Origin of the sequence: Acuticoccus mangrovi (assembly GCF_016411865.1) — a bacterium.
Taxonomy (GTDB): Bacteria; Pseudomonadota; Alphaproteobacteria; order Rhizobiales; family Amorphaceae; genus Acuticoccus; species Acuticoccus mangrovi.
Window position 1 is genome coordinate 38,285 of sequence record NZ_JAEKJA010000002.1, and the last position, 19,541, is coordinate 57,825.

Annotated in this window: 14 protein-coding genes; 7 read left to right on the forward strand and 7 right to left on the reverse strand. The window is 69.5% G+C overall.

The window, feature by feature from the left end; genetic code table 11:
- Positions 1-7 precede the first annotated feature (7 nt).
- Positions 8-1,432, forward strand: a complete 1,425-nt coding sequence (locus JCR33_RS03285) for a pyruvate dehydrogenase complex E1 component subunit beta (RefSeq protein WP_198880597.1) — start codon at positions 8-10, stop codon at positions 1,430-1,432.
- A 58-nt stretch (positions 1,433-1,490) separates the two neighbouring features.
- On the opposite strand, the gene JCR33_RS03290 is transcribed toward JCR33_RS03285, so the two are convergent.
- From JCR33_RS03290 to JCR33_RS03310, 5 genes are read right to left on the reverse strand one after another with little or no spacing between them, the layout of a single operon-like run.
- The gene (locus tag JCR33_RS03290; RefSeq protein ID WP_198880598.1) at positions 1,491-1,982 is read right to left on the reverse strand and encodes a hypothetical protein; all 492 of its coding nucleotides are present in this window, start codon (positions 1,980-1,982) and stop codon (positions 1,491-1,493) included.
- On the reverse strand, positions 1,979-2,941 hold the full coding sequence (locus tag JCR33_RS03295) for a hypothetical protein (RefSeq protein ID WP_198880599.1): 963 nt from the start codon (positions 2,939-2,941) through the stop codon (positions 1,979-1,981). Before JCR33_RS03295 ends, JCR33_RS03290 begins: the two co-directional genes overlap by 4 nt.
- Entirely contained in the window at positions 2,932-4,050 is a 1,119-nt protein-coding gene (locus tag JCR33_RS03300) for a hypothetical protein (RefSeq protein WP_198880600.1), read from the reverse strand. The genes JCR33_RS03295 and JCR33_RS03300 overlap by 10 nt, the downstream gene beginning before the upstream one ends.
- A complete protein-coding gene (locus JCR33_RS03305; RefSeq protein ID WP_198880601.1) occupies positions 4,031-4,876 on the reverse strand; it encodes a hypothetical protein in 846 nt (281 codons plus the stop codon). Before JCR33_RS03305 ends, JCR33_RS03300 begins: the two co-directional genes overlap by 20 nt.
- A 30-nt stretch (positions 4,877-4,906) precedes the next feature.
- Positions 4,907-5,578: a hypothetical protein gene (locus JCR33_RS03310; protein ID WP_198880602.1), complete on the reverse strand. Its 672-nt coding sequence runs from the start codon at positions 5,576-5,578 to the stop codon at positions 4,907-4,909.
- A 513-nt stretch (positions 5,579-6,091) separates the two neighbouring features.
- On the opposite strand from JCR33_RS03310, the gene gmd reads away from it, so the two are divergent.
- From gmd to JCR33_RS03330, 4 genes are all read left to right on the forward strand, one after another.
- A complete protein-coding gene (gene gmd, locus JCR33_RS03315) occupies positions 6,092-7,063 on the forward strand; it encodes a GDP-mannose 4,6-dehydratase (RefSeq protein ID WP_198880603.1) in 972 nt (323 codons plus the stop codon).
- 4 nt (positions 7,064-7,067) lie between these two features.
- Positions 7,068-8,030 (forward strand): NAD-dependent epimerase/dehydratase family protein, encoded by a 963-nt coding sequence (locus tag JCR33_RS03320; RefSeq protein ID WP_198880604.1) that lies wholly within the window; start codon positions 7,068-7,070, stop codon positions 8,028-8,030.
- Positions 8,031-8,313: 283 nt separating this feature from the next.
- Complete coding sequence (locus JCR33_RS03325) at positions 8,314-10,689, forward strand: glycosyltransferase family 4 protein (RefSeq protein ID WP_198880605.1); 2,376 nt, start codon at positions 8,314-8,316, stop codon at positions 10,687-10,689.
- Positions 10,690-10,713: 24 nt separating this feature from the next.
- The gene (locus tag JCR33_RS03330; RefSeq protein WP_198880606.1) at positions 10,714-12,078 is read left to right on the forward strand and encodes an imelysin family protein; all 1,365 of its coding nucleotides are present in this window, start codon (positions 10,714-10,716) and stop codon (positions 12,076-12,078) included.
- A gap of 77 nt (positions 12,079-12,155) precedes the next feature.
- On the opposite strand, the gene JCR33_RS03335 is transcribed toward JCR33_RS03330, so the two are convergent.
- Complete coding sequence (locus JCR33_RS03335) at positions 12,156-13,409, reverse strand: adenylate/guanylate cyclase domain-containing protein (RefSeq protein WP_198880607.1); 1,254 nt, start codon at positions 13,407-13,409, stop codon at positions 12,156-12,158.
- Between the two features lie 53 nt (positions 13,410-13,462).
- The gene (recG, locus tag JCR33_RS03340; RefSeq protein WP_198880608.1) at positions 13,463-15,577 is read right to left on the reverse strand and encodes an ATP-dependent DNA helicase RecG; all 2,115 of its coding nucleotides are present in this window, start codon (positions 15,575-15,577) and stop codon (positions 13,463-13,465) included.
- 83 nt (positions 15,578-15,660) lie between these two features.
- On the opposite strand from recG, the gene JCR33_RS03345 reads away from it, so the two are divergent.
- Entirely contained in the window at positions 15,661-15,942 is a 282-nt protein-coding gene (locus JCR33_RS03345) for an FAD assembly factor SdhE (protein WP_198880609.1), read from the forward strand.
- A gap of 122 nt (positions 15,943-16,064) precedes the next feature.
- Positions 16,065-19,478, forward strand: a complete 3,414-nt coding sequence (mfd, locus tag JCR33_RS03350; RefSeq protein ID WP_232372216.1) for a transcription-repair coupling factor — start codon at positions 16,065-16,067, stop codon at positions 19,476-19,478.
- The last annotated feature ends 63 nt before the right edge of the window (positions 19,479-19,541 follow it).

Consider the following 19,541-nt stretch of genomic DNA (forward strand, 5'->3'; position numbering starts at 1 on the left):
CGACCCGATGCCCACCGAAATCCTGATGCCCGCCCTGTCGCCCACCATGGAGGAGGGCAAGCTCGCCAAGTGGCTGAAGGCCGTGGGCGACGATGTTTCCGCTGGCGATGTCATCGCCGAGATCGAAACCGACAAAGCCACCATGGAGGTGGAGGCGGTCGACGAGGGCAAGCTCGGCAAGATCCTCATCGAAGAGGGGACCGAGGGCGTTCCCGTCAACACCCCCATCGCCCTGCTGCTCGCGGAGGGGGAGAGCGAGGCCGATCTCGACGCCGCTCCGAAGAGCGCGCCGAAACCCGAGGCCGCACCGGCAGCGAGCGCACCCTCGCCCACGGGCAGCCTGTCCGCCGATGCGCCGAAGCCGCCGGCCGCACCGCGCTCCGCCCCCGGCGTCGCCGAGATGCCGGACGATCAGCCCGACGAGCCGGAGGTGCCCGCCGGCACCGAGATGAAGCAGATGACGGTGCGCGAGGCGCTCCGCGATGCGATGGCTGAGGAAATGCGCGCCGATGGCGACGTGTTCCTGATGGGCGAGGAGGTCGCCGAATATCAGGGCGCCTACAAGGTATCCCAAGGGCTCCTCGAGGAATTCGGCTCCAAGCGCGTGGTCGACACGCCGATCACCGAGCACGGCTTCACCGGCGTCGGCGTCGGTGCCGCCTTCGCCGGCCTCAAGCCGATCGTGGAGTTCATGACCTTCAACTTCGCCATGCAGGCGATCGACCAGATCATCAACTCCGCCGCCAAGACGCACTATATGTCCGGCGGCTTCATCAAGTGCTCCATCGTGTTCCGCGGCGCCAACGGCGCGGCCGCCCGCGTTGCCGCCCAGCACAGCCAGGACTACGCCGCCTGGTATGCCCACGTGCCCGGCCACCGCGTGATCCAGCCCTACTCGGCGATGGACGCCAAGGGCCTTCTCAAGGCCGCGATCCGCGATCCGAACCCCTGTATCGTCCTTGAGAACGAGATCCTCTACGGCCATTCCTTCGACGTGCCGGTGATGGACGACTTCGTGCTGCCCATCGGCAAGGCCAAGGTGGAGAAGAAGGGCAAGGACGTCACCATCGTCTCCTTCGGCATCGGCATGACCTATGCGATGAAGGCGGCCGAGGAGCTCGCCGGCATGGGGATCGACGCGGAGGTGATCAACCTGCGCACCCTGCGTCCGCTCGACATCGACACGGTCATCAAGTCGGTGAAGAAGACCAACCGCTGCGTCACCGTCGAGGAGGCGTTCCCGACCTGCTCCATCTCGTCGGAGATCGGCTATCAGCTGATGGAGAAGGCGTTCGACTATCTCGACGCCCCGGTGCTGCGCGTGACCGGCAAGGACGTGCCGATGCCCTACGCGGCGAACCTCGAGAAGCTCGCTCTGCCGAACGTGGGCGAGGTGATCGACGCGGTGAAGGCGGTCACCTACACCGCCTGACGGACGCGACGGCGCCCCTCGGCGGGGCGTCTCGCCGCCGCGGCGCGTGGTGGGCCGGTCAGCCGAGGCGCGACAGGCGGCGCTCGGCGTAGACGGCGGCGAACTCCACGCCGTTCAGCATCTCCCGCTCGCGCAGCTTCAGAAGATCCTGGCTCACCTGCGGCGCCGGCGCGCCGCTCGCGATGGGGGAGGGGGACGGCACGAGATCGTCCGTTGGCGCGATCGTGCGGCCTTCGCGCCGGCCGTAGAGGGCATAGTGGGCAAAGGGCGGCATCTCGCCCGCGGCGACGTCCCGATTGATGGTAAGATAGCGGCTGGTCGAGAACCACGGCGCGGGGTCGGCACCGCTCTTCCACCCTTCCTTGACGTAGTGCTCGGCCGGCGACTGGTCGAGCGAGCGCACGTGCGGATTCTTCTTCAGATAGTAGTGCTCGTCCATCAGCGGATCGACGGCGGCGATCCAGCCGGTCGCGGGGTCGGGCTCGACCGGGGGCGCCGCAGGCGCGGGCCGCCGCCGGGTGAAGAGACGTTCGAGGAAGCGCGGGATCATGCTGGGCTCCCTGTCGGATCGGAGGTCGCGAGGAGATCGAGGAGGGCTTCGCAGCCGGTCGCGAGGCCGGCGGCGGCGCTGGCGTTCGCCTGCCGCATCGCCAAGCCGTCCACCGGGTAGGATTGTAGCACGTCCTTGACGGCGGCGACGGCGGCGGCGCGGTCGTTCGCCGGATAGGTGACGATGCCGCGCCCGTCGCCGGGAAGGGCCTGCGCCGCGGGGCTCTGAGCGATGACGGCGATCGTGCCGGCGGCCATCCCCTCAAGGGTGGGCAGGTGCAGCGCCTCGCGTGCGCCGGGGGCGGCGAGCACCACGGCGGCCGACTGGAGGATCTCCACGCGCTTGGCGACGACGTCGGCGGGCGCGACGCGCCGCACGCGCACGCCCGCCGCGCCGAGAGCGTCGGCGACGCGCGTCACGAAGTCGCCGTCGCCGGCGTGGAAGGCGACATCGGGCGGTCCGTCCGATAGCGGCGCGCCGGCGAAGGCGCGCAGTCGGCTGGGGAGGGCGACGGGGCGCACCCGCTCCGGCACTTCGGCGAGCTGGCGGCCGAGGGCGAGGGTCGTGGCGGTCGGGGCGAGCCAGTCCATGGGCTTTGCGAAGAGGCGATAGGCGTAGCCGTGCTGCGTGCCGGTGGGCGCAGCCCGGTCGTGCATCATGAGCTGAACGAAGCGCGGCGCCGTGCGGCCGTAGTGGGCGAGCGCCGCGTGATGGGCGAGCGGGTCGGCAAACAGCACCCAGTCGCCGCGCGCCGGCACGGTCGCGGCAAGGTCGAGGTAGGCGTGCTCGCCCGGCGGGGCCGCCGGTCGCGGCAGGGGCGGCCGCTCGCGGTCCTCGTAGCTCGTCTGGGTGGCGACGATCGTCTCGATCCCGGCGGCCGCGGCATTGCGCGCCGCCGCGACGAGAAGGGCGGTCGCCGACCAGCGATCGCCGGGCGAGAGGAGAACGATCAGGCGCATGGAGCAAGCCCCAGCCCCGCGAAGGGGGCGGTGTCGGAGCGGTAGGCGGCGAGCCGGTCCCGCGCCGCGGCGACGGCCTCCCGATAGGCTCCCGCACGCGCCTTCTCGACGAAGCGGGCGACGTCCTCGGGCTGGATGGTGCCACCGATCCGCTCGCCCGGAAAGGCGTCGAAGAACTCGTCGAGACCCGTTCCGGCCTGGTGCAGCACGGGCACACCCGCCGCGATCGCCTGCAGCACCCGCGTGGAGGTCGCGTAGATGCGCTCTTCGTTGAGGGGCGCCCAGTCGACGAAGCCGAAGCTGCGGGCCATCAGCTCGTGATAGTTGCGCGAGGAGAGGTTCCACAGGGTGGCGACGTTGGGCAGCATCGCCAGCGTGCCGAAGGCCGCGGCGTGGGGCGCCCGCTCGTCGACGCGCTCCGAAACCATGAAGATGCCCACGCTCGGCTGCCGTTGCGCGAAAGCCGCCATGGCGTTGAAGCTCAAGGTGACGTCGGTCCAGCGCTGCGCCTTGCCGCCGAAGAGGAGGTGGGTGCGCTCCGCCGCCGGCACCTCCAGCGGCGTCGGGGCGAGATGGCTCGGCACCCAGTCGACGCCGGCGAGATCGCTCACGAGGAGCCGCTCGGTCTTGGGGCCGTTGACGAGCGTCCGCCGGGCGAGCTGCAGCATCGCCCTGTGCTGGTTGCGGTAGCGCTCCAGCGTTCTTTCGTCGGCCCCCGCCTCGCCGAGCTCCAGCCAGCGCGGGGCGAGGATGTCGTAGACGACGGCGTGCCGCGTTGCCGCCTGGCGCGCCAGCGGCGTGAAGTCGGCCTGGGTGAACACGAAGGTCGCCGGCTCGATGCGCTCGGCGAACGTCTTGAAGTCGCCCTGATGGATGACCGTGGTGTCGGCCCGCTGGGGGGTGAGGATGGCGAAGCCGCGCTCGGTCCGCATCAGACCGTAGCGCTCCAGGAAGAGGAGGAAGCGCACCTCGTCGAAGTGCGGACGCGCCTGGGTGGCGAGCTGCTCGGCCCGCAGGCCCGGCGCGCGGGTGCCCCATCCGAAATGCGGTGGCAGCATGTTGGCGACAATGATGCAGGAGGACATCGTCTCAGACCACGTACTCGCCATAGAGGCAGCCCACAGTCACCTCGCCCACGTCTCCGAGGACGGCGACCTCGTGAAGGTGGAACGGCTCGTGGCGAGCGTCCGCGAAGTCGGCGAGGAGGTGATCGATCGGGCGGCCTCTCGGCAGGGCGAACGGCGCGGCGACGATGGTGGACTGGGAGAGGGTGAGCGCCGAGAGGCGGTCGAGCTCCGCAGGATCCACCAGGAGGAGGGTCGGCGTCATGGTGTGGAACGGGCCGCCGGCGCCGACGCGGATCATGGGACCGTGAGCGAGGACGAGGCCGGCGAAGGCGCCGACGTCGCCCACCGGTCGCCAGAAATGCTGCACCCGGGGCAATGGCAGCTGGCCGACGCGGCGGGCGAACTCGGTGAGGCGCGCCTTGCGCAGGCGCTGGAAGGGGGCGAGCGTCGGCGGCACGCGGCGGGCGCGCCCGCCGGCGGCCATCCACTCGGCGGGGTTTACGACGACATCGGGGATGCCCGGCAGGATCGGCGCTGTGTCGTGCGGCCACTTGGCCGTGACGTGGATGCCGTCGGCGGGCGTCAGAAGGATGGCGCGCTCGCCGAGGAGCAGGCGCAGGTGGGAAAAGTCCCGCGGCTCGTCGAGCACGATCAGGATCGGCCGGCCGGCGAACAGGATGAGGGTGAGGTCGCTGAGCCGGCGGACGTCCTGGATGACGTAGCCGTCCCACCCGCTGACATAGAGGAGCGCCTCGTCGTTGGTCCACTCGATGCGGTCGTCGACGAAGGAGGGGTGAGTGCCGGGCGCGCAATAGCCGGCGAGGCGGCCGACGACCGCATCGTCACGGCTGAGGAGGGCTTCGCTCATCGGTCCGCTCGGCGATCGGTCACCACGACCCTACACCGCATGGGCGAGGGGGCGGGCCGGCGCCGAAGAGGCGGCGGGCGTCGCCGCCTCCGTCAGCGCCTGCCAGACGGTCTCGGCGATCGCCTTGGTTTCCGGCGAGAGGCGGGAGCGGGCCTGCGCGTCGGCGCGGAAGAGGTTGTCGTCGAAGGTGTCGGCGAGTGGCCGCTCGTCGAGCCGGAAGCCGAAGCGGGCGTTGAGGTCGGCGGTGATCGAGTCCGTCGGCTCCAGGTTGCCGACGGTCACGACGTGGACGATGTCGCGATTCTGCCGAATCAGCCGCACCAGCGGGAGCATGTGGGCGATCCAGGAGCGGGCGACCCGATCCTCGTCGGCCGCGAGGCGCATATGGATCTGCGACAGTGGCCGCTCGGCCGTAGTGCGCACCGATTCGAGCGCTCGGCGCACCAGAGAATCGATGCACGCCGTGTAGTGCCGAAGGCAGACGAGGAAGCGCGGGTCGGACAGGATGGTGCGCCAGAGGTCCACGAAGAGGCAGGCGCGCGGGTCCTTGAAGCCCCAGTCCGCATGGGCCGCGTCGCGCCGTGCCACCACCGATTGAGCGTGGTTGCGCACCGCAGGGGTGATGATTGGCACGAACGGGTTGGGCGCGAGCCAGCGCTCGCCGTTTTCCTTGAGGATTCGCTCGTGGATGTTCACAAACACGCGATCTTCAAAGTGGCCGTGGGGGTTGGACGCCTTGCGACCGAGGAGATCGTCGCCGATGAACAGGCCATTGTGCGCAAGATGCTGCGTCGCGGCAGACGTGCCACTGCGGTGATATCCCAAAATCACAAGTTGCACGTCTGCACTCCCATCGGCCGGTCGACACACTCCGTCCACTGATCAGCGTCTGCCTGTGCCTATGCCCCATCTCTCGGTGCGATGATAGGGGAGGGAGGCAAGGCGTACCGCGTCATTGTTGTCCATTCGGGTATCAATTTGCGACCCGCGATTGAAAAACTAGTCCACTTGCCATGGGCGGCGTGGCATATCCGCCGCAATCCGCTGGGCACCGCTTGCTTGTGCGAAACTGCTGTTTGCCATGTCTGGTGGCATGGACAGTTGTTTGCCGCGTCGGCCTTTGTTATGGCCCGTGCCGCTCCGTCTGTTTGGGGCGCATGCTGTGTATCGAGACTTCTCGTCGGATGTCGGTACCGGCGATCCGCGAGGCTCTGAATGGCACGATCTGCCCTCATCACCGGCATCACTGGTCAGGACGGTGCCTATCTCGCCAACAATCTGTTGGTGAAAGGTTACGACGTCTGGGGCGTGGTGCGCCGATCGAGCCACTTCGGCGTGGTCGACCACCGGCTGCGCTGGCTCGGCATCGACCGGGACGTGCGCTTCATCGACGGTGACCTCACCGACCTGTCGAGCCTGTTGCGCGCCGTCGAGACGGCGAAGCCGGACGAGGTCTACAATCTCGCGGCACAGAGCTTCGTCGCCTCCTCGTGGCAGCAACCGGTGCTGACCTCGACCGTGACCGGCGTCGGCGCCGTCAACGTGCTCGAGGCGGTGCGCATCGCCCAGCCCGACGCACGCTTCTACCAGGCCTCGTCGTCGGAGATGTTCGGCCTCGTCCAGGAGGCGCATCAGAACGAGAAGACGCCGTTCTATCCGCGCTCGCCGTACGGCGCGTCGAAGCTCTTCGCCCACTGGATGACGGTGAACTACCGCGAGAGCTTCGGGCTGCACGCCTCCTCGGGGATCCTGTTCAACCACGAATCGCCGCTGCGAGGCGTGGAGTTCGTCACCCGCAAGGTGACCGACGGCGTCGCCCGCATCAAGCTCGGCTTCACCAACGAGCTGCGGCTCGGCAACATCGATGCGCAGCGCGACTGGGGCCACGCCCGCGACTACGTGGAGGCGATGTGGCTGATGCTGCAGCAGCCGGAGCCGAGCGACTACGTGGTCGCCACCGGGCGCACGACGTCGGTGCGCCAGATGGTGGAGATCGCCTTCGCCCACGTCGGCCTCTCGCCCGCCGACCACCTCGTGATCGACCCGGACCTCTTCCGACCCGCGGAGGTGGACGTTCTCCTCGGCGACCCCTCCCGCGCGGTACAGGCCCTCGGCTGGCACCCGACCACATCGCTCGAGGACATGATCCGCGAGATGGTCGACGCCGATCTCGCGCGGCTGAGCTGAGCTGGTGAGCGCCGGTCCGATCCTGTTGACGGGAGGGGCCGGCCTCGTCGGCCCCTATGTTGCCGATCGTCTTGCCACCCGCTTCCCCGATCGGTCCATCGTCCGGACGGTGCGCTATGCGGGCGATCTTCGCGCCGCGCCTGATGTGGTCGCGGTCGACCTTGCCGACGCCGCGGACGCCGATCGGCTGATCCGCGACGTGAAGCCGTCCCTCGTGGTGCATCTCGCCGGTGCGTCCTCCGTCGCCCTGGCGCGCACCGCGCCCTCGGCGGTGTGGCACAACAACCGCGACGCGGCATGGTGCCTCGCCCGCGCGATCGGCCGGCACGCACCCGAAGCGGTCGTGCTGTTTTCGAGCACGGCCGAGGTCTACGGCGCGAGCCTCAATCTCGGCCCGGCGAGCGAGGACACCCCGCCGCTGCCGCGCGGGCCGTATCCCAACTCCAAGCGGGCGGCAGAGGTGATCTTCGCCCGCGATCTGCCCGAGAGCAGCCGCCTCATCGTGGCGCGCCCGTTCAACCACACCGGGCCGGGGCAGACCGAGACGTTCGTGGTGCCCGCCTTCGCGGCCCAGCTCGCGCGGATCGAGAAGGGGCTGATCCCGCCGCGCATGGTGGTGGGCAACCTCGAGACCGAGCGCGACTTTCTCGACGTGCGCGACGTCGCCGACGCCTATGTGCGCCTGCTCGCTGCGGCAGAGCGCTTGCCGCGGCGTCTCGTCGTCAACATCGCGCGTGGCGAGGCGGTGCGGATCCGCGACATTCTCGACCGCCTCGTGGCGCTGAGCGGGCTCGACGTCACCGTTTCGGTCGACCCGGCCCGCGTGCGCCCCAACGAGGTGCCCCGGGCGACCGCGCGAACCGACCGTCTGACGAGCCTCATCGATTGGCACCCGAGCCACTCACTCGACGAAACGTTGCAAAGTGTCCTCGACGATCAGCGGGCGCGCATCGTCAACACCTCGTGACAGCGCGGCCCGGCGGGCGGCCGGGTGAAGACTTTTCGACGCCGTTGCTGTCAACCATTGTCGCGGCGGCGAGCGTTGTCTATCGGTGCTGTGCTGTATTGGTTGAAACGGCCGCGCTGACGGCGGAGGTGAGGCGATGCGGCGGCGATATCTGCGCCTGCTTCGGTCACGCCCGAAGCCGACCGAACCGAGTGAGAGATCATTGACCGAATCCCGATACAATTTTCACGTCGATCGCTTTACCGCTGCCGAGATTGCCGGTTGGATTTCCGACCCTCAGGACATGTCCCGCATCGTCTCGGTGCAATTTCTGGTCGATGGCGTGCCGATCGGGGTGGTCAGGGCCGACATCGTGCGCATCGACGTTGAAAAGGCGGGGCGCGGCTCACGCAATTGCGGCTTCTCCTGGATGCTGCCGCCGGCGGTCGCGAAGATGCTCGCCGACACCGGCCGCGCCGTCGAGCTCGTGGCGCTCGGTCCCAATGGTCACCGCACGCCGCTGCGCAGCCTCACGATCCAGCAGGATCCGACGCTGACCGCCGCGTTCCGCGACGCGCTGCGGCCGGCGCTCGACGCCGCCATCGTCAAGAGCACCGTCGGCGCGCTCGAGGCGGGCGGGGCTCCGCTCGAGCGGCGCGACCCCGGCCGCTATCCGCTGCACGAGCGGATGTTCTCCTTCGATGGCATCGCCGCCGGCGACGTGCGCCATGCCCTGTCGCCTTATCTCGACTACACCCACAAGCGCCTGCGCAAGAACGAGACGCACCCGCTCGACGGTTCGGAGACGGCGAAGAACGCCTATCTGCGCTGGTATCTCGACCACTACGCCCCCAACCGCCGACCCTACCGCATTCCCCTCGGGGCCGACGAGATCGCCTATCTCAACGCGCCGGTGTCCCTCATCGGGCAGCCCTACAAGGTGTCGCGGGCGTCGTTCTCCTATGCGACGACGGTCGAGGCGGGCAGTGCGCTCCTGCCCATCAAGGACGTCGCGAGCTACGAGAAGTTCGTGGCCTGGTGGTCGACCGAGCAGGCCGCGGCGCTCCACTGCGAGGACTGCCTGGTACCCGACTATTTCGTCGAGGTGCTGCGCCGCATGCCCAGCAACTTCATGGGCAACAACTTCGCGCCGTCCGTCTACATGCTGCAGCGGTTCAACCGGGACCAGCGTTTCCACATCCTCAACATCTATGCCGAGGCCGACCGCATTCTCATGCACGTCTGGCTCATTCTGGAAGCGATCGAGCAGCCCGGGCTGATCCGCTTCCTGCCGGCGAAGAACGTCGCAGCCCTCTTCGAGGGCAACCCCGGCGACACCCTCTTCGACAAGGTGGTCCAGTCGGTGCACGAGAACGGGGCGTCGCTGCGCGAGGTGTTCGACGCCGCCCGGTTCAGCGATCTCCTGTGGCGGCTCGGCTTCGACCTCACCCGGCGGCGCTACATCTTCACCGACGCCAAGGGCAATCGTTTCGAATCGGCCCGCTTCGCCCCCGCGACCACGGCGCCGTCGGAGCGGGTGGGGCTCCAGGTGATCGGGCCGTTCGAGAAGTCGTCCGGCCTCGGCCAGGCGTCCCGCCTGTCGGCCGAGACGATCCGCCGGGCCGGCATCGACGCGAACTACGTGGATTTCGGCCTCGACAATCCCGCGCCCGTCGGGATGAGCTCGGCCTTCGGCCAGAACGACGCCCCGAAGCCGGCGCGGGTGAACCTCATCCACCTCAACGGCGAGTCGGTGCCGATCGCGCTCGCCTACATGCCCGACGTCTTCAACGGCGCCTATAATATCGGCTACTTCTTCTGGGAGTTGTCGACACCCGCCCCGGCCCAGCATCTCGCGCTCGATCTCCTCGACGAGGTGTGGGTGGCGACCGAGTACGGCGTCGAGATCTACACGCCGCACTTCAAGGGTACCGTCACCAACGTGGGGATGGCGGTGGAGCCGGTCCCCGATCCGGGGCGCGAGGTGGCGCGGGCCTACTGCGCGGAGCGTCTGCCCATCGGGCCCAACACGTTCGTGTGCCTTGCGACGTTCGATTCGTTCTCCTTCCTGGAGCGCAAGAACCCGCACGGGCTGGTGGATGCCTTCCGCAAGGCCTTCGCCCCCGACGAGGACGTGCTTCTCGTCTTGAAGACGCACAATCGCGACTTCGTGCTCGACACCCATCAGTCGATGCGCTGGGAGCGCATCATGGAGATCGCGGCCTCCGATCCCCGCATCGTCATCCTCAACGAGACGCTGCGCTATGGCGATCTTATGAAGCTGAAGAAGGGGGCGGACTGCTACGTCTCGCTGCACCGCTCGGAGGGGTGGGGGTTCGGCCTCATCGAGGCGATGGCGCTCGGCACGCCCGTGGTCTCCACCGGCTATTCCGGCAACATGGACTTCACCAAGCCGGACAACGCCTGGCTCGTCGACTATGACTTGGTGGAGCCGGCCTCGAACGAGTACATTTTCGTGGAGCGCGGTCAGGTCTGGGCGGCGCCCCGGATCGAGAGCGCGGCGCAGGTCCTGCGCACCGTTCGCGATCGGCCCGACGAGGTCGCCCGGCGCCGCGACAACGCTCTGGAATTCGTCAGGGAGAATTTCTCGCTGGATGCGCAGGCCCGCAAGTACGCCAAGCGGCTCAACGAGATCATGGCGATGCTCGACGCGGGCTGAGGCCGCGCGGGCGACGGCGTCGGCATGAGGCGGTGGGCCGCGATCGTCGGATGTGCGGCGATGGGCTTCGCCTCCCTCGCGCTGGCGCAGACGAGCCCGCCGACCCCCGCCACACCCTCTCCCGGTGTGGCGATCGTGCCCTCGCCGTCGACCGCGGTGCCACAGCCGAACGCTCCGCCGAGCGCGCCCGCCGTCCCGACGCCGCCTCCGGCAGCGGCCGCACCCGCGCCCGAGACGGTGCCAGCCCCGTCGGCCCCGTCTCCGGGTCCCCCGTCGAACCCACCGGCGGCGGAGACCGAGCCCGCGTCGCCGCCACAGGTGCCCTCGCAGCCGCAACCCGCCCAGCCGCAACCGGCCGACCCACAACCCGCCGTCGCGCCGGAGCCTGCCGCGCTACCGGACGAGCCCGCCGCGGCGATCACCTCCGAAGTCACCTCGCGCGAGATCATCGAAACGCGCATCCTCCCCTCGATCATCGGCTTTTCCGACGCGGCGCTGACCCTGCAGAACGCGGTCCTGCGCCGCTGCATGGTGGGCGACGAGACGAGCCGGCGCGCGATGCACGAGGCCTTCACCGCGACGGTGAAGGCCGCCGGCGGCGTGGTTCCGCTCGCCTTCGGCGCGGCGGAGAGCCGCAACGCGCCGAGCCTTCTTCTGACCCACGTCGCCGACACCGCGTTCAGCCGCAGCCAGATCGACGCGATCGTCAAAGGCCGCCTGCAGGCCGAGCAGTCGCTCGCCTCGCTGCGCCTGGAGCACCCGGCGCTCGTCGGCCTCTCGGCGCTCGAATATCTCCTGATCGACGCCGACGATGCGGTCTCCGACACGATCAGCTATCGCTGCCGCCACGCGCGGATGATCGTCGCGAGCCTGCGCCTGACGGGGCTCGGCATGGAGCGCGCGTGGCGCACCGGTCGGCTCACGGCGCACTGGGGCGTGGCGCCGCCCGAGCTTGCCGACAGGCTGCGGCTGCGCGACGTGATCCAGGGGATGATCGCCACCGTCGATCGGTTGGATCGCCTCGTCGTCGCCTTCACGCGCCAGGCGGAAGACAACCGGGAGCTGCCGTTCGCCGATCGCGATCACATGATCCTGCTGCTCGACGGCCTTGCCGCGGCGCTCGCCCGTCAGGCTGGGACGATCGCCATCATGACCGACGCGAGCGCGCCCCAGCAGGCGCTCCTCGACACGATCGCCGACGCCGTGGAGGAGGGGCGCGTGGCGCTCGAGGGTGAAGCGACGACCACCGCCCGCTCGGCGATCCTCCTTCCCTTCGAGGCCGTGCGGGTGGCGGTGGTGGAGCGAGTGCCCGAGCTCTTCGGGTTCGATCCGGCGGCGTTCCAATACCCGCTCGCCTCGTTCGAGACCGCCCCGGCGCCGAAGCCCTGACGCATGCCCCCTCTGGCTGTCTTCCGCCGCCCGTGCCCCCTCTGGCCGTGCTTCCTGGCGCGTGGCGGCCGCGCCGCTCAGGAACGCATCAGATAGACGCTCATCGGCCCCTTGCCCTTCACGTCGATCTCGCCGCGCGGTTCGAAGGTGAAGCGCCCGGCGAGAGCCGTCGCGACCCTCTCGCTGACCTGGATCTCGCCGGCGGGGGCGGTCGATTCCATGCGGCTCGCGGTGTTCACCGTGTCGCCCCAGACGTCGTAGACGAACTTCCGCCGGCCGATCACCCCGGCGACGATGGGGCCGGCGTGGATGCCGATGCGCATGCCGAGGGCGACGCCCGCCTCGGCCGAGACCTCGGCGAGCGCCGCGCGCATCTCAAGCGCCGCCTCGCAGATGCGGGCGGGCTCGGCCGGCCGTTCCGACGGCGCGCCGGCGGCGAGCATGTAGGCGTCGCCGATCGTCTTGATCTTCTCGAGATCGTGCGCGTCGGCAATCGCGTCGAACCGGGTGAAGACGCGGTCGAGCAGCGAGACGAGCTCGGCCGGCGGCATCGTCTCGGAGAGCGGCGTGAAGCCGACGATGTCGGCGAAGAGCACGGCGGCGAACGCGTGGCTGTCGGCGATGAGGCGCTCGCCGGCGCGCATGCGGGCCGCGACGGACGGCGGCAGCACGTTGAGGAGCAGCGCCTCGGAGCGTGCCTTCTCGTTGGCGAGGGCGCGGCTCGCCGCCCAGGCGGTCCTGCGGGCTCGCTCCGAGGCGTAGTTGCCCCAGACGAGCACCAGCACGGTGGTGCCGAGGAAGAAGATCGGCATCGTGGAGGTGACGCCCGGCATGAACGCCGCCATCCGCAGCGCGTAGAGGAGGCTTGCAAGAAGAGCGAGGGGCAGGGCGAAGCGGAAGAGGAGCGCCGGCAGGGCGAGCGTCATCGCGAGCATCATGATGAGGAGTGGCGAGAGCACGCCGATGTGCTCGCCGAACAGCCCGATCGCGACGTAGAGGCCGCCGTGCAGCATCACGAGAAAGCCGCCGAACACCATCTGACCATGGCGGACCGCCCATTCCGTCCGCGACAGGGCGAGCCCGATCGCGGCGCCGGCGATCCCGCCCACCCGGTAGGGCAGAAGTTCCATGAAGAGCGGTGAGGCGACGACGGCGTCGAACAGCGTCACCGCGAGCGTCGTCGCGAGATAGAGGAGGAGGAGCACCCGCACCGGTGAGACGGCCCGGCGATTGTTCTCCACCACGAAGAGCCGCTCGGCCCAGCGATCGTGGAAGGCGAGGGTGAGCGGGGAGAAGCGCGGCGGCGCGGAGGGTTGGGTGAGGTCGCTCAAGGGGCGCTCCGGAGCGGCGGGCCCCGGGAGTATCGACGAGCCGCTGCGGCCTGTCAGCCCGCCCGCAGCCGTTCGATGGCGCGGCGCCGCTCGAAGAGGGCGAGGAGCACCCGGAGCGCCCGGCCGCGCTCGCTCGTGAGGTCGCGGTCGCGGTTCACCACCAGGCGGGCATCGTCGGAGGCGATGGCGAGGAGGTCGGCGTGATGGTCGAGGTCGGCGAACTTGAAGCTCGGCGCGCCGGACTGGCGCGTGCCGAGAAGCTCGCCCTCGCCGCGCAGCTTTAGATCGTCCTCGGCGATGCGGAAGCCGTCGTTGGTGGCGCGCATCGTGTCGAGACGCTGGCGGGCGATCTCGCCGAGCGGCCCCTTGTAGAGGAGGAGGCAAGTGGAGGGGCGCGAGCCGCGCCCGACGCGGCCGCGCAGCTGATGGAGCTGGGAGAGGCCGAAGCGCTCGGCGTGCTCGATGACCATGATGGTGGCGTCGGGCACGTCGACCCCCACCTCCACCACGGTCGTCGCCGTCAGTACCTGAAGCGCCCCGTCGCGGAACTCGGCCATCACGTTGTCGCGCTCGGCCGTCGGGGTGCGGCCGTGGATGAGACCCACCACCGGGCCGAGGCGCTTGGTGAGGGTGCGGTGGCGGGCGGTCGCCGATTCCACCTCCAGCGCCGGGTTGTCCTCCACCAGGGGGCAGACCCAGTAGGCCTTCTCGCCGCGGGCGAGGGCGGCGGCGAGGCGGTCCATCACCGCATCGATCTGGCTGATCGACACCGCGCGCGTCTCGACCGGCTGGCGGCCGGCGGGCTTGTCGGTGAGGCGGGAGACGTCCATGTCGCCGAACTGGGCGAGCACCAGGGTGCGGGGGATCGGCGTCGCCGTCATCACCAGGAGGTCCGAGCGCGGCCCCTTCTCCGAGAGGGCGAGGCGCTGGTGGACGCCGAAGCGATGCTGCTCGTCGACCACCACGAGCGCGAGGTCCTTGAAGGTGACGCTCGACTGGAAGAGGGCGTGGGTGCCGACCACCACCTTGGCGCTGCCGTCCTCGACGGCGGCGAGGGTGGCGGCGCGCTCCGCGTCCGAGATGCGGCCGGTGAGCAGGCGCACCCCGATCCCCTGCGGCTCCAGGAGGGCGGCGAGGGTCTCGTAGTGCTGGCGGGCGACGAGGTCGGTGGGGGCCATCACCGCGGTCTGGCCGCCGTCGCCCGCCGCCATCGCGGCGCCGAACAGGGCGACCATGGTCTTGCCGGATCCGACATCGCCCTGGACGAGGCGGATCATGCGGTGGGGACTCGCGAGATCGGCCGACACCTCGGCGACGGCGGTGCGCTGCGACGGGGTGAGGGCGAAGGGAAGGCTCGCCTCCAGCCGCTCCACGATCGCTTTGTCCCAATGGCGCGCGACGCCCTTCTTCGTTCGGTCGCGGTCGCGCACCACGGCGAGGGCGAGCTGGCTGGCGAGGAGTTCGTCGTAGGCGAGGCGGCGGCGGGCGGGGGAGGCCGGCAGGATGTCGCGGCCTTCCTGGGGTTGGTGGACCGTCTTGAGTGCGGCGGTAAAGTCCGGCAGCCCGGCGCGGCTCTTGAACGCGGGATCGAGCCATTCGGTGAGGTCGGGGACCCGGCCCAACGCCTCGCCGATGAGGCCGGCGAGGACGCCGGGCGTGATCCCCTGGGTGAGCGGATAGACGGGTTCCAGGCCGAACTGGGTGTCCGCCGGCGCCTCCGGCCCCTCGACGCGGGCCGACTGGTCAGGGTGCACCATCTGCGGCCGCCCGTCCCACATCTCCACGAGGCCCGACACGCGCACCCACTCGCCGATCGGATAGTGCGCCGCCCGCCACGCGCCGCCGCCACGGAAATAGACGATGACGAGCTCGCCGGTGTCGTCGGCGGCGATGATGCGGGCGGGTCCCCCCGGACGGCGGGACTTCTCGTGCCGCAGCACCTTCACCGTGAGCGTCGCGACGGTGCGCTCCACCACGTCGGCGACGCTCACCATCTCGCGCCGGTCGATGACGGTGGTGGGTATGTGGGAGAGAAGGTCGAAGACGCGCGTCTCGGCGGCGCTTTCGCGCGACAGGAGATGGGCCAAACGCTCCGCCCGGGCCGGCCCCACCCCTTGGAGACGATTGACCGGAGCGATCAGGGGACCGATATCGAAGACGGCAGTCATACCGACGTCCTCAGCGGGGCGGCGGCGAAACGGCGTGCGCGGCCCCGCCTCCCGTGCGCCGGAAATTCGTTTGGAGACCCTCAATGACCGGCACGACACGCTCCTCCGCCGATCTCGAGCCGCGGCGCAAGCGCCTGCTCTATCACGCCTGGCACCGGGGCACGCGCGAGATGGATCTCCTCCTCGGACGCTTCACCGACGCCACCATCACCACCTGGACCGACGCGGAAGTCGAGCAGATGGAAGCCTTGATGCGCGTGCCCGACACCGAGCTCTATCGCTGGATCACCGAACAGGACGAGGTCCCCCCCAACCACAGATCCCCGGTTCTCGACCGGGTGATCGCCTTTCACAAGGGCGCCTGATGGCGACGAAGGCCAAGGCGAAGTCAATCGCCGAGATCAAAGAGGCCGCGAAGCCGAACCTCAAGGTCCTCGCCGAACGGGACCTGCCGGCCGAGCTGACCATCGAGAATATCCCCGACGGCATGGAAGGGGAGGCGTTGTCGCGCCTTGCCGCGGCGCGCGCGGGGCCGGTGATCTTCGTCGCCCGCGACGGGGCGCGGCAGAAGGCGGCGGAGAACGCGCTCGCCTTCTTCGCGCCGGAGGTGGAGATGATTCGCCTGCCGGGATGGGATTGCATCCCCTACGACCGTGCTTCGCCCTCCAACATCGTCCAGGCCCGGCGCACCGCCGCCCTCGCCCGCCTCGCGGCCGGGGTGAAGGGGCCGGCCGTGGTGATGACCACCGCCAACGCCGTCCTCCAGCGGGTGCCGACGCCGCAGGTCATCCGCGCCGCCGCGCGCCACTACAAGGCGGGCTCGGAGGTGGCGATGAAGGACATCGTCGCCTGGCTCGAGGACAACGCCTTCCTGCGCACCCCGACGGTGCGCGAGGCGGGCGAATATGCCGTGCGCGGCGGCATCGTGGATCTCTTCGCGCCGGGGGCGGACGAGCCGGTGCGGCTCGACTTCTTCGGCGATACGCTGGAGACGATCCGCCCCTTCGAGCGCGAGAGCCAGCGCACCACGGGGCAGTGGCAGGCGATCGACCTCGTGCCGATGAGCGAGGTGGTGCTGACGGCCGACGCCATTCGCCGCTTCCGCGAAGGCTATCTGCGCCGCTTCGGGGCCGCCACCAAGGACGACATCCTCTACCACTCGGTGTCGGAAGGGGTGCGGGCGACGGGCGTGGAGCACTGGCTGCCGCTCTTCCACGAGGAATTGGCGAACATTTTCGACTACGCGCCGGACGCGCCGGTGGTGATCGACCACCTCGCCGAGGACGCGATGGCAAAGCGCATCGCCGAGATCGAGGACCACTTCGCCGCGCGCGAGAGCGCCATCGGCAAGTCCGGCACCCCCTACAACCCGCTGCCGCCCGCGACGCTCTATTTTTGCGACGCGCAGGCGAGAGTGTTCGAGGGGCACGCGCAGATCCGTCTGTCTCCGTTTGCAACGCCCGAGGACGGCAAGGTCCACCGCGTCCCGGCCGGCGGGCGCGTCGGCCGCTCCTTCGCTGCAGAGCGGGCGGCGGGCAACGTCAACATCTTCACCGCCCTCATCGAGCACGTGAACAGGCTGCGCGCGGAGGGGCTGCGCGTGATCGTCGCGGCCTGGTCGGAGGGCTCCCGCGATCGTCTTTCGCAGGTCCTCAAGGACCATGGGCTGAAGCAGGCCGACTTCGTCGCCTCCTTCGCCGAGGTCGAGGCGCTGACCAAGAGCCACGCCGCCCTCGCCGTCCTGGAGCTCGAGGAAGGCTTCGAAACGCCGCACTATGCGGTGATCGCCGAGCAGGACGTGTTGGGCGACCGCCTCGTCTCATCCGCCCGGCGACGCAAGCGCGACGCCGACGTCCTCACCGAGGTCGCATCGCTCGCCGCCGGCGACCTCGTCGTGCACGTCGACCACGGCATCGGCCGCTTCATCGGGCTTAAGACGCTGCAGGCGGCGGGCGCGCCGCACGACTGCGTGGAGATCGCCTACCACAACGACGACAAGCTCTATCTGCCGGTCGAGAATATCGACCTCCTGTCGCGCTACGGCTCCGATTCCGAAGCGGTGATCCTCGACCGTCTCGGCGGGGCGGGATGGCAGGCGCGCAAGGCGAAGATGAAGGAGCGGGTCCGTGAGATCGCGGACGAGCTGATCAAGACCGCCGCCGCCCGCCTCATGAGGAAGGCGCCCGTGATCGAGCCGCCGACCGGCGTCTACGACGAGTTCGTGGCGAAGTTCCCCTACAACGAGACCGACGATCAGCTCTCCGCCATCGAGGCGGTGGCCGACGATCTCGCCGCCGGCCGGCCGATGGACCGGCTCATCTGCGGCGACGTGGGCTTCGGCAAGACCGAGATCGCGATCCGCGCCGCCTTCCTGACGGCGATGACGGGGCGCCAGGTGGCGCTCATCGTGCCCACCACGCTGCTCGCCCGCCAGCACTTCAAGACCTTCGCCGAGCGCTTCAAGGGGCTGCCCGTGCGCGTCGCCCAAGCCTCGCGCCTCGTCGGCGCGAAGGAGATGAAGAAGGTGCGCGACGGGCTGAAGTCCGGCGAGGTGGACGTCGTGATCGGCACCCACGCGCTGCTCGCCAAAGGCATCGAGTTCCGCGATCTCGCGCTCCTCATCGTCGACGAGGAGCAGAAGTTCGGCGTGAAGCACAAGGAGCGGCTGAAGGCGCTGAAGCAGGACGTCCACGTGCTGACGCTCTCGGCGACACCCATTCCGCGCACGATGCAGCTGGCGCTGACGGGGGTACGCGAGCTGTCGCTCATCGCCACGCCGCCGGTGGACCGGCTGACGGTGCGCACCTTCATCGCCCCCTTCGACGCCCTGACGATCCGCGAGGCGCTGCTGCGCGAGCGCTATCGCGGCGGCCAGTCCTTCTACGTCTGCCCGCGGATCTCCGATCTTGCGGGGCAGAAGGAGTTCCTCGACCAGCATGTGCCGGAGGTGAAGGTGGCGGTGGCGCACGGCCGCATGTCGCCCACCGAGCTCGACGACGTGATGAACGCCTTCTACGACGGCCAGTACGACGTGCTTCTCGCCACCACCATCGTGGAATCGGGCCTCGACATTCCGACCGCCAACACGCTGATCGTGCACCGGGCGGACATGTTCGGCCTCGCCCAGCTCTACCAGATCCGCGGCCGCGTCGGTCGCTCCAAGACGCGCGCCTACGCGCTCCTCACGACGCCCGTCGACAAGACGCTGACGGCGACCGCCCAGCGCCGCCTCAAGGTTCTCCAGAGCCTCGACACGCTCGGCGCCGGCTTCCAGCTCGCTTCGCACGATCTCGACATCCGCGGCGCCGGCAATCTTCTCGGCGAGGAGCAGTCGGGCCACATCAAGGAGGTGGGGTTCGAACTCTATCAGTCGATGCTGGAGGAGACGGTGGCGGCCCTCAAGGACGGCGGCGAGGAGGTTGCCGACGACCACTGGTCGCCGCACATCTCGATCGGCATTCCGGTGCTCATTCCGGAGGACTACGTGCCGGACCTGCAGCTTCGGATGTCGCTCTATCGCCGCCTTGCCGACCTCGACAGCGCCCGCGAGATCGACGCCTTCGGCGCCGAGCTCGTCGACCGGTTCGGCAAGATCCCCGAAGAGGTCGAGTGGCTTCTGAAGATCGTCTACATCAAGAGCCTCTGCCGCCGGGCCAACGTCGAGAAGATCGACGCCGGGCCGAAGGGCTGCGTGATCGGCTTCCGCAACAACGAATTCGAGAATGCGGCGGGGCTCGTGCAGATGATCGCGGGGGAGGGCTCGCTCGCCAAGCTGCGGCCCGATCAGCGCATCGTGTTCGTGCGCGACTGGCCGGATGCCGACAAGCGCACCAAGGGCGTCGCCAACATCCTCGCCAAGCTCGCGCGCCTTGCCGAGGGGGACGCCAAAGCGGCGGCCTGACGCCGCGCGCTCTCGCCCACCCATTGTTCTACCTGGAAGGCATCGTATGGTTCGCCTGGAACC

What these genes read in the sequence shown, in the direction of transcription:
- JCR33_RS03285 (WP_198880597.1), top strand. Translation starts at nt 8, where the DNA reads ATGCCCACCGAAATCCTGATGCCCGCCCTGTCGCCCACCATGGAGGAG.
- JCR33_RS03290 (WP_198880598.1), bottom strand. Translation starts at nt 1,982, where the DNA reads ATGATCCCGCGCTTCCTCGAACGTCTCTTCACCCGGCGGCGGCCCGCG.
- JCR33_RS03295 (WP_198880599.1), bottom strand. Translation starts at nt 2,941, where the DNA reads ATGCGCCTGATCGTTCTCCTCTCGCCCGGCGATCGCTGGTCGGCGACC.
- JCR33_RS03300 (WP_198880600.1), bottom strand. Translation starts at nt 4,050, where the DNA reads ATGGCGAGTACGTGGTCTGAGACGATGTCCTCCTGCATCATTGTCGCC.
- JCR33_RS03305 (WP_198880601.1), bottom strand. Translation starts at nt 4,876, where the DNA reads ATGAGCGAAGCCCTCCTCAGCCGTGACGATGCGGTCGTCGGCCGCCTC.
- gmd (WP_198880603.1), top strand. Translation starts at nt 6,092, where the DNA reads ATGGCACGATCTGCCCTCATCACCGGCATCACTGGTCAGGACGGTGCC.
- JCR33_RS03325 (WP_198880605.1), top strand. Translation starts at nt 8,314, where the DNA reads ATGTCCCGCATCGTCTCGGTGCAATTTCTGGTCGATGGCGTGCCGATC.
- JCR33_RS03330 (WP_198880606.1), top strand. Translation starts at nt 10,714, where the DNA reads ATGAGGCGGTGGGCCGCGATCGTCGGATGTGCGGCGATGGGCTTCGCC.
- recG (WP_198880608.1), bottom strand. Translation starts at nt 15,577, where the DNA reads ATGACTGCCGTCTTCGATATCGGTCCCCTGATCGCTCCGGTCAATCGT.
- JCR33_RS03345 (WP_198880609.1), top strand. Translation starts at nt 15,661, where the DNA reads ATGACCGGCACGACACGCTCCTCCGCCGATCTCGAGCCGCGGCGCAAG.
- mfd (WP_232372216.1), top strand. Translation starts at nt 16,065, where the DNA reads ATGGAAGGGGAGGCGTTGTCGCGCCTTGCCGCGGCGCGCGCGGGGCCG.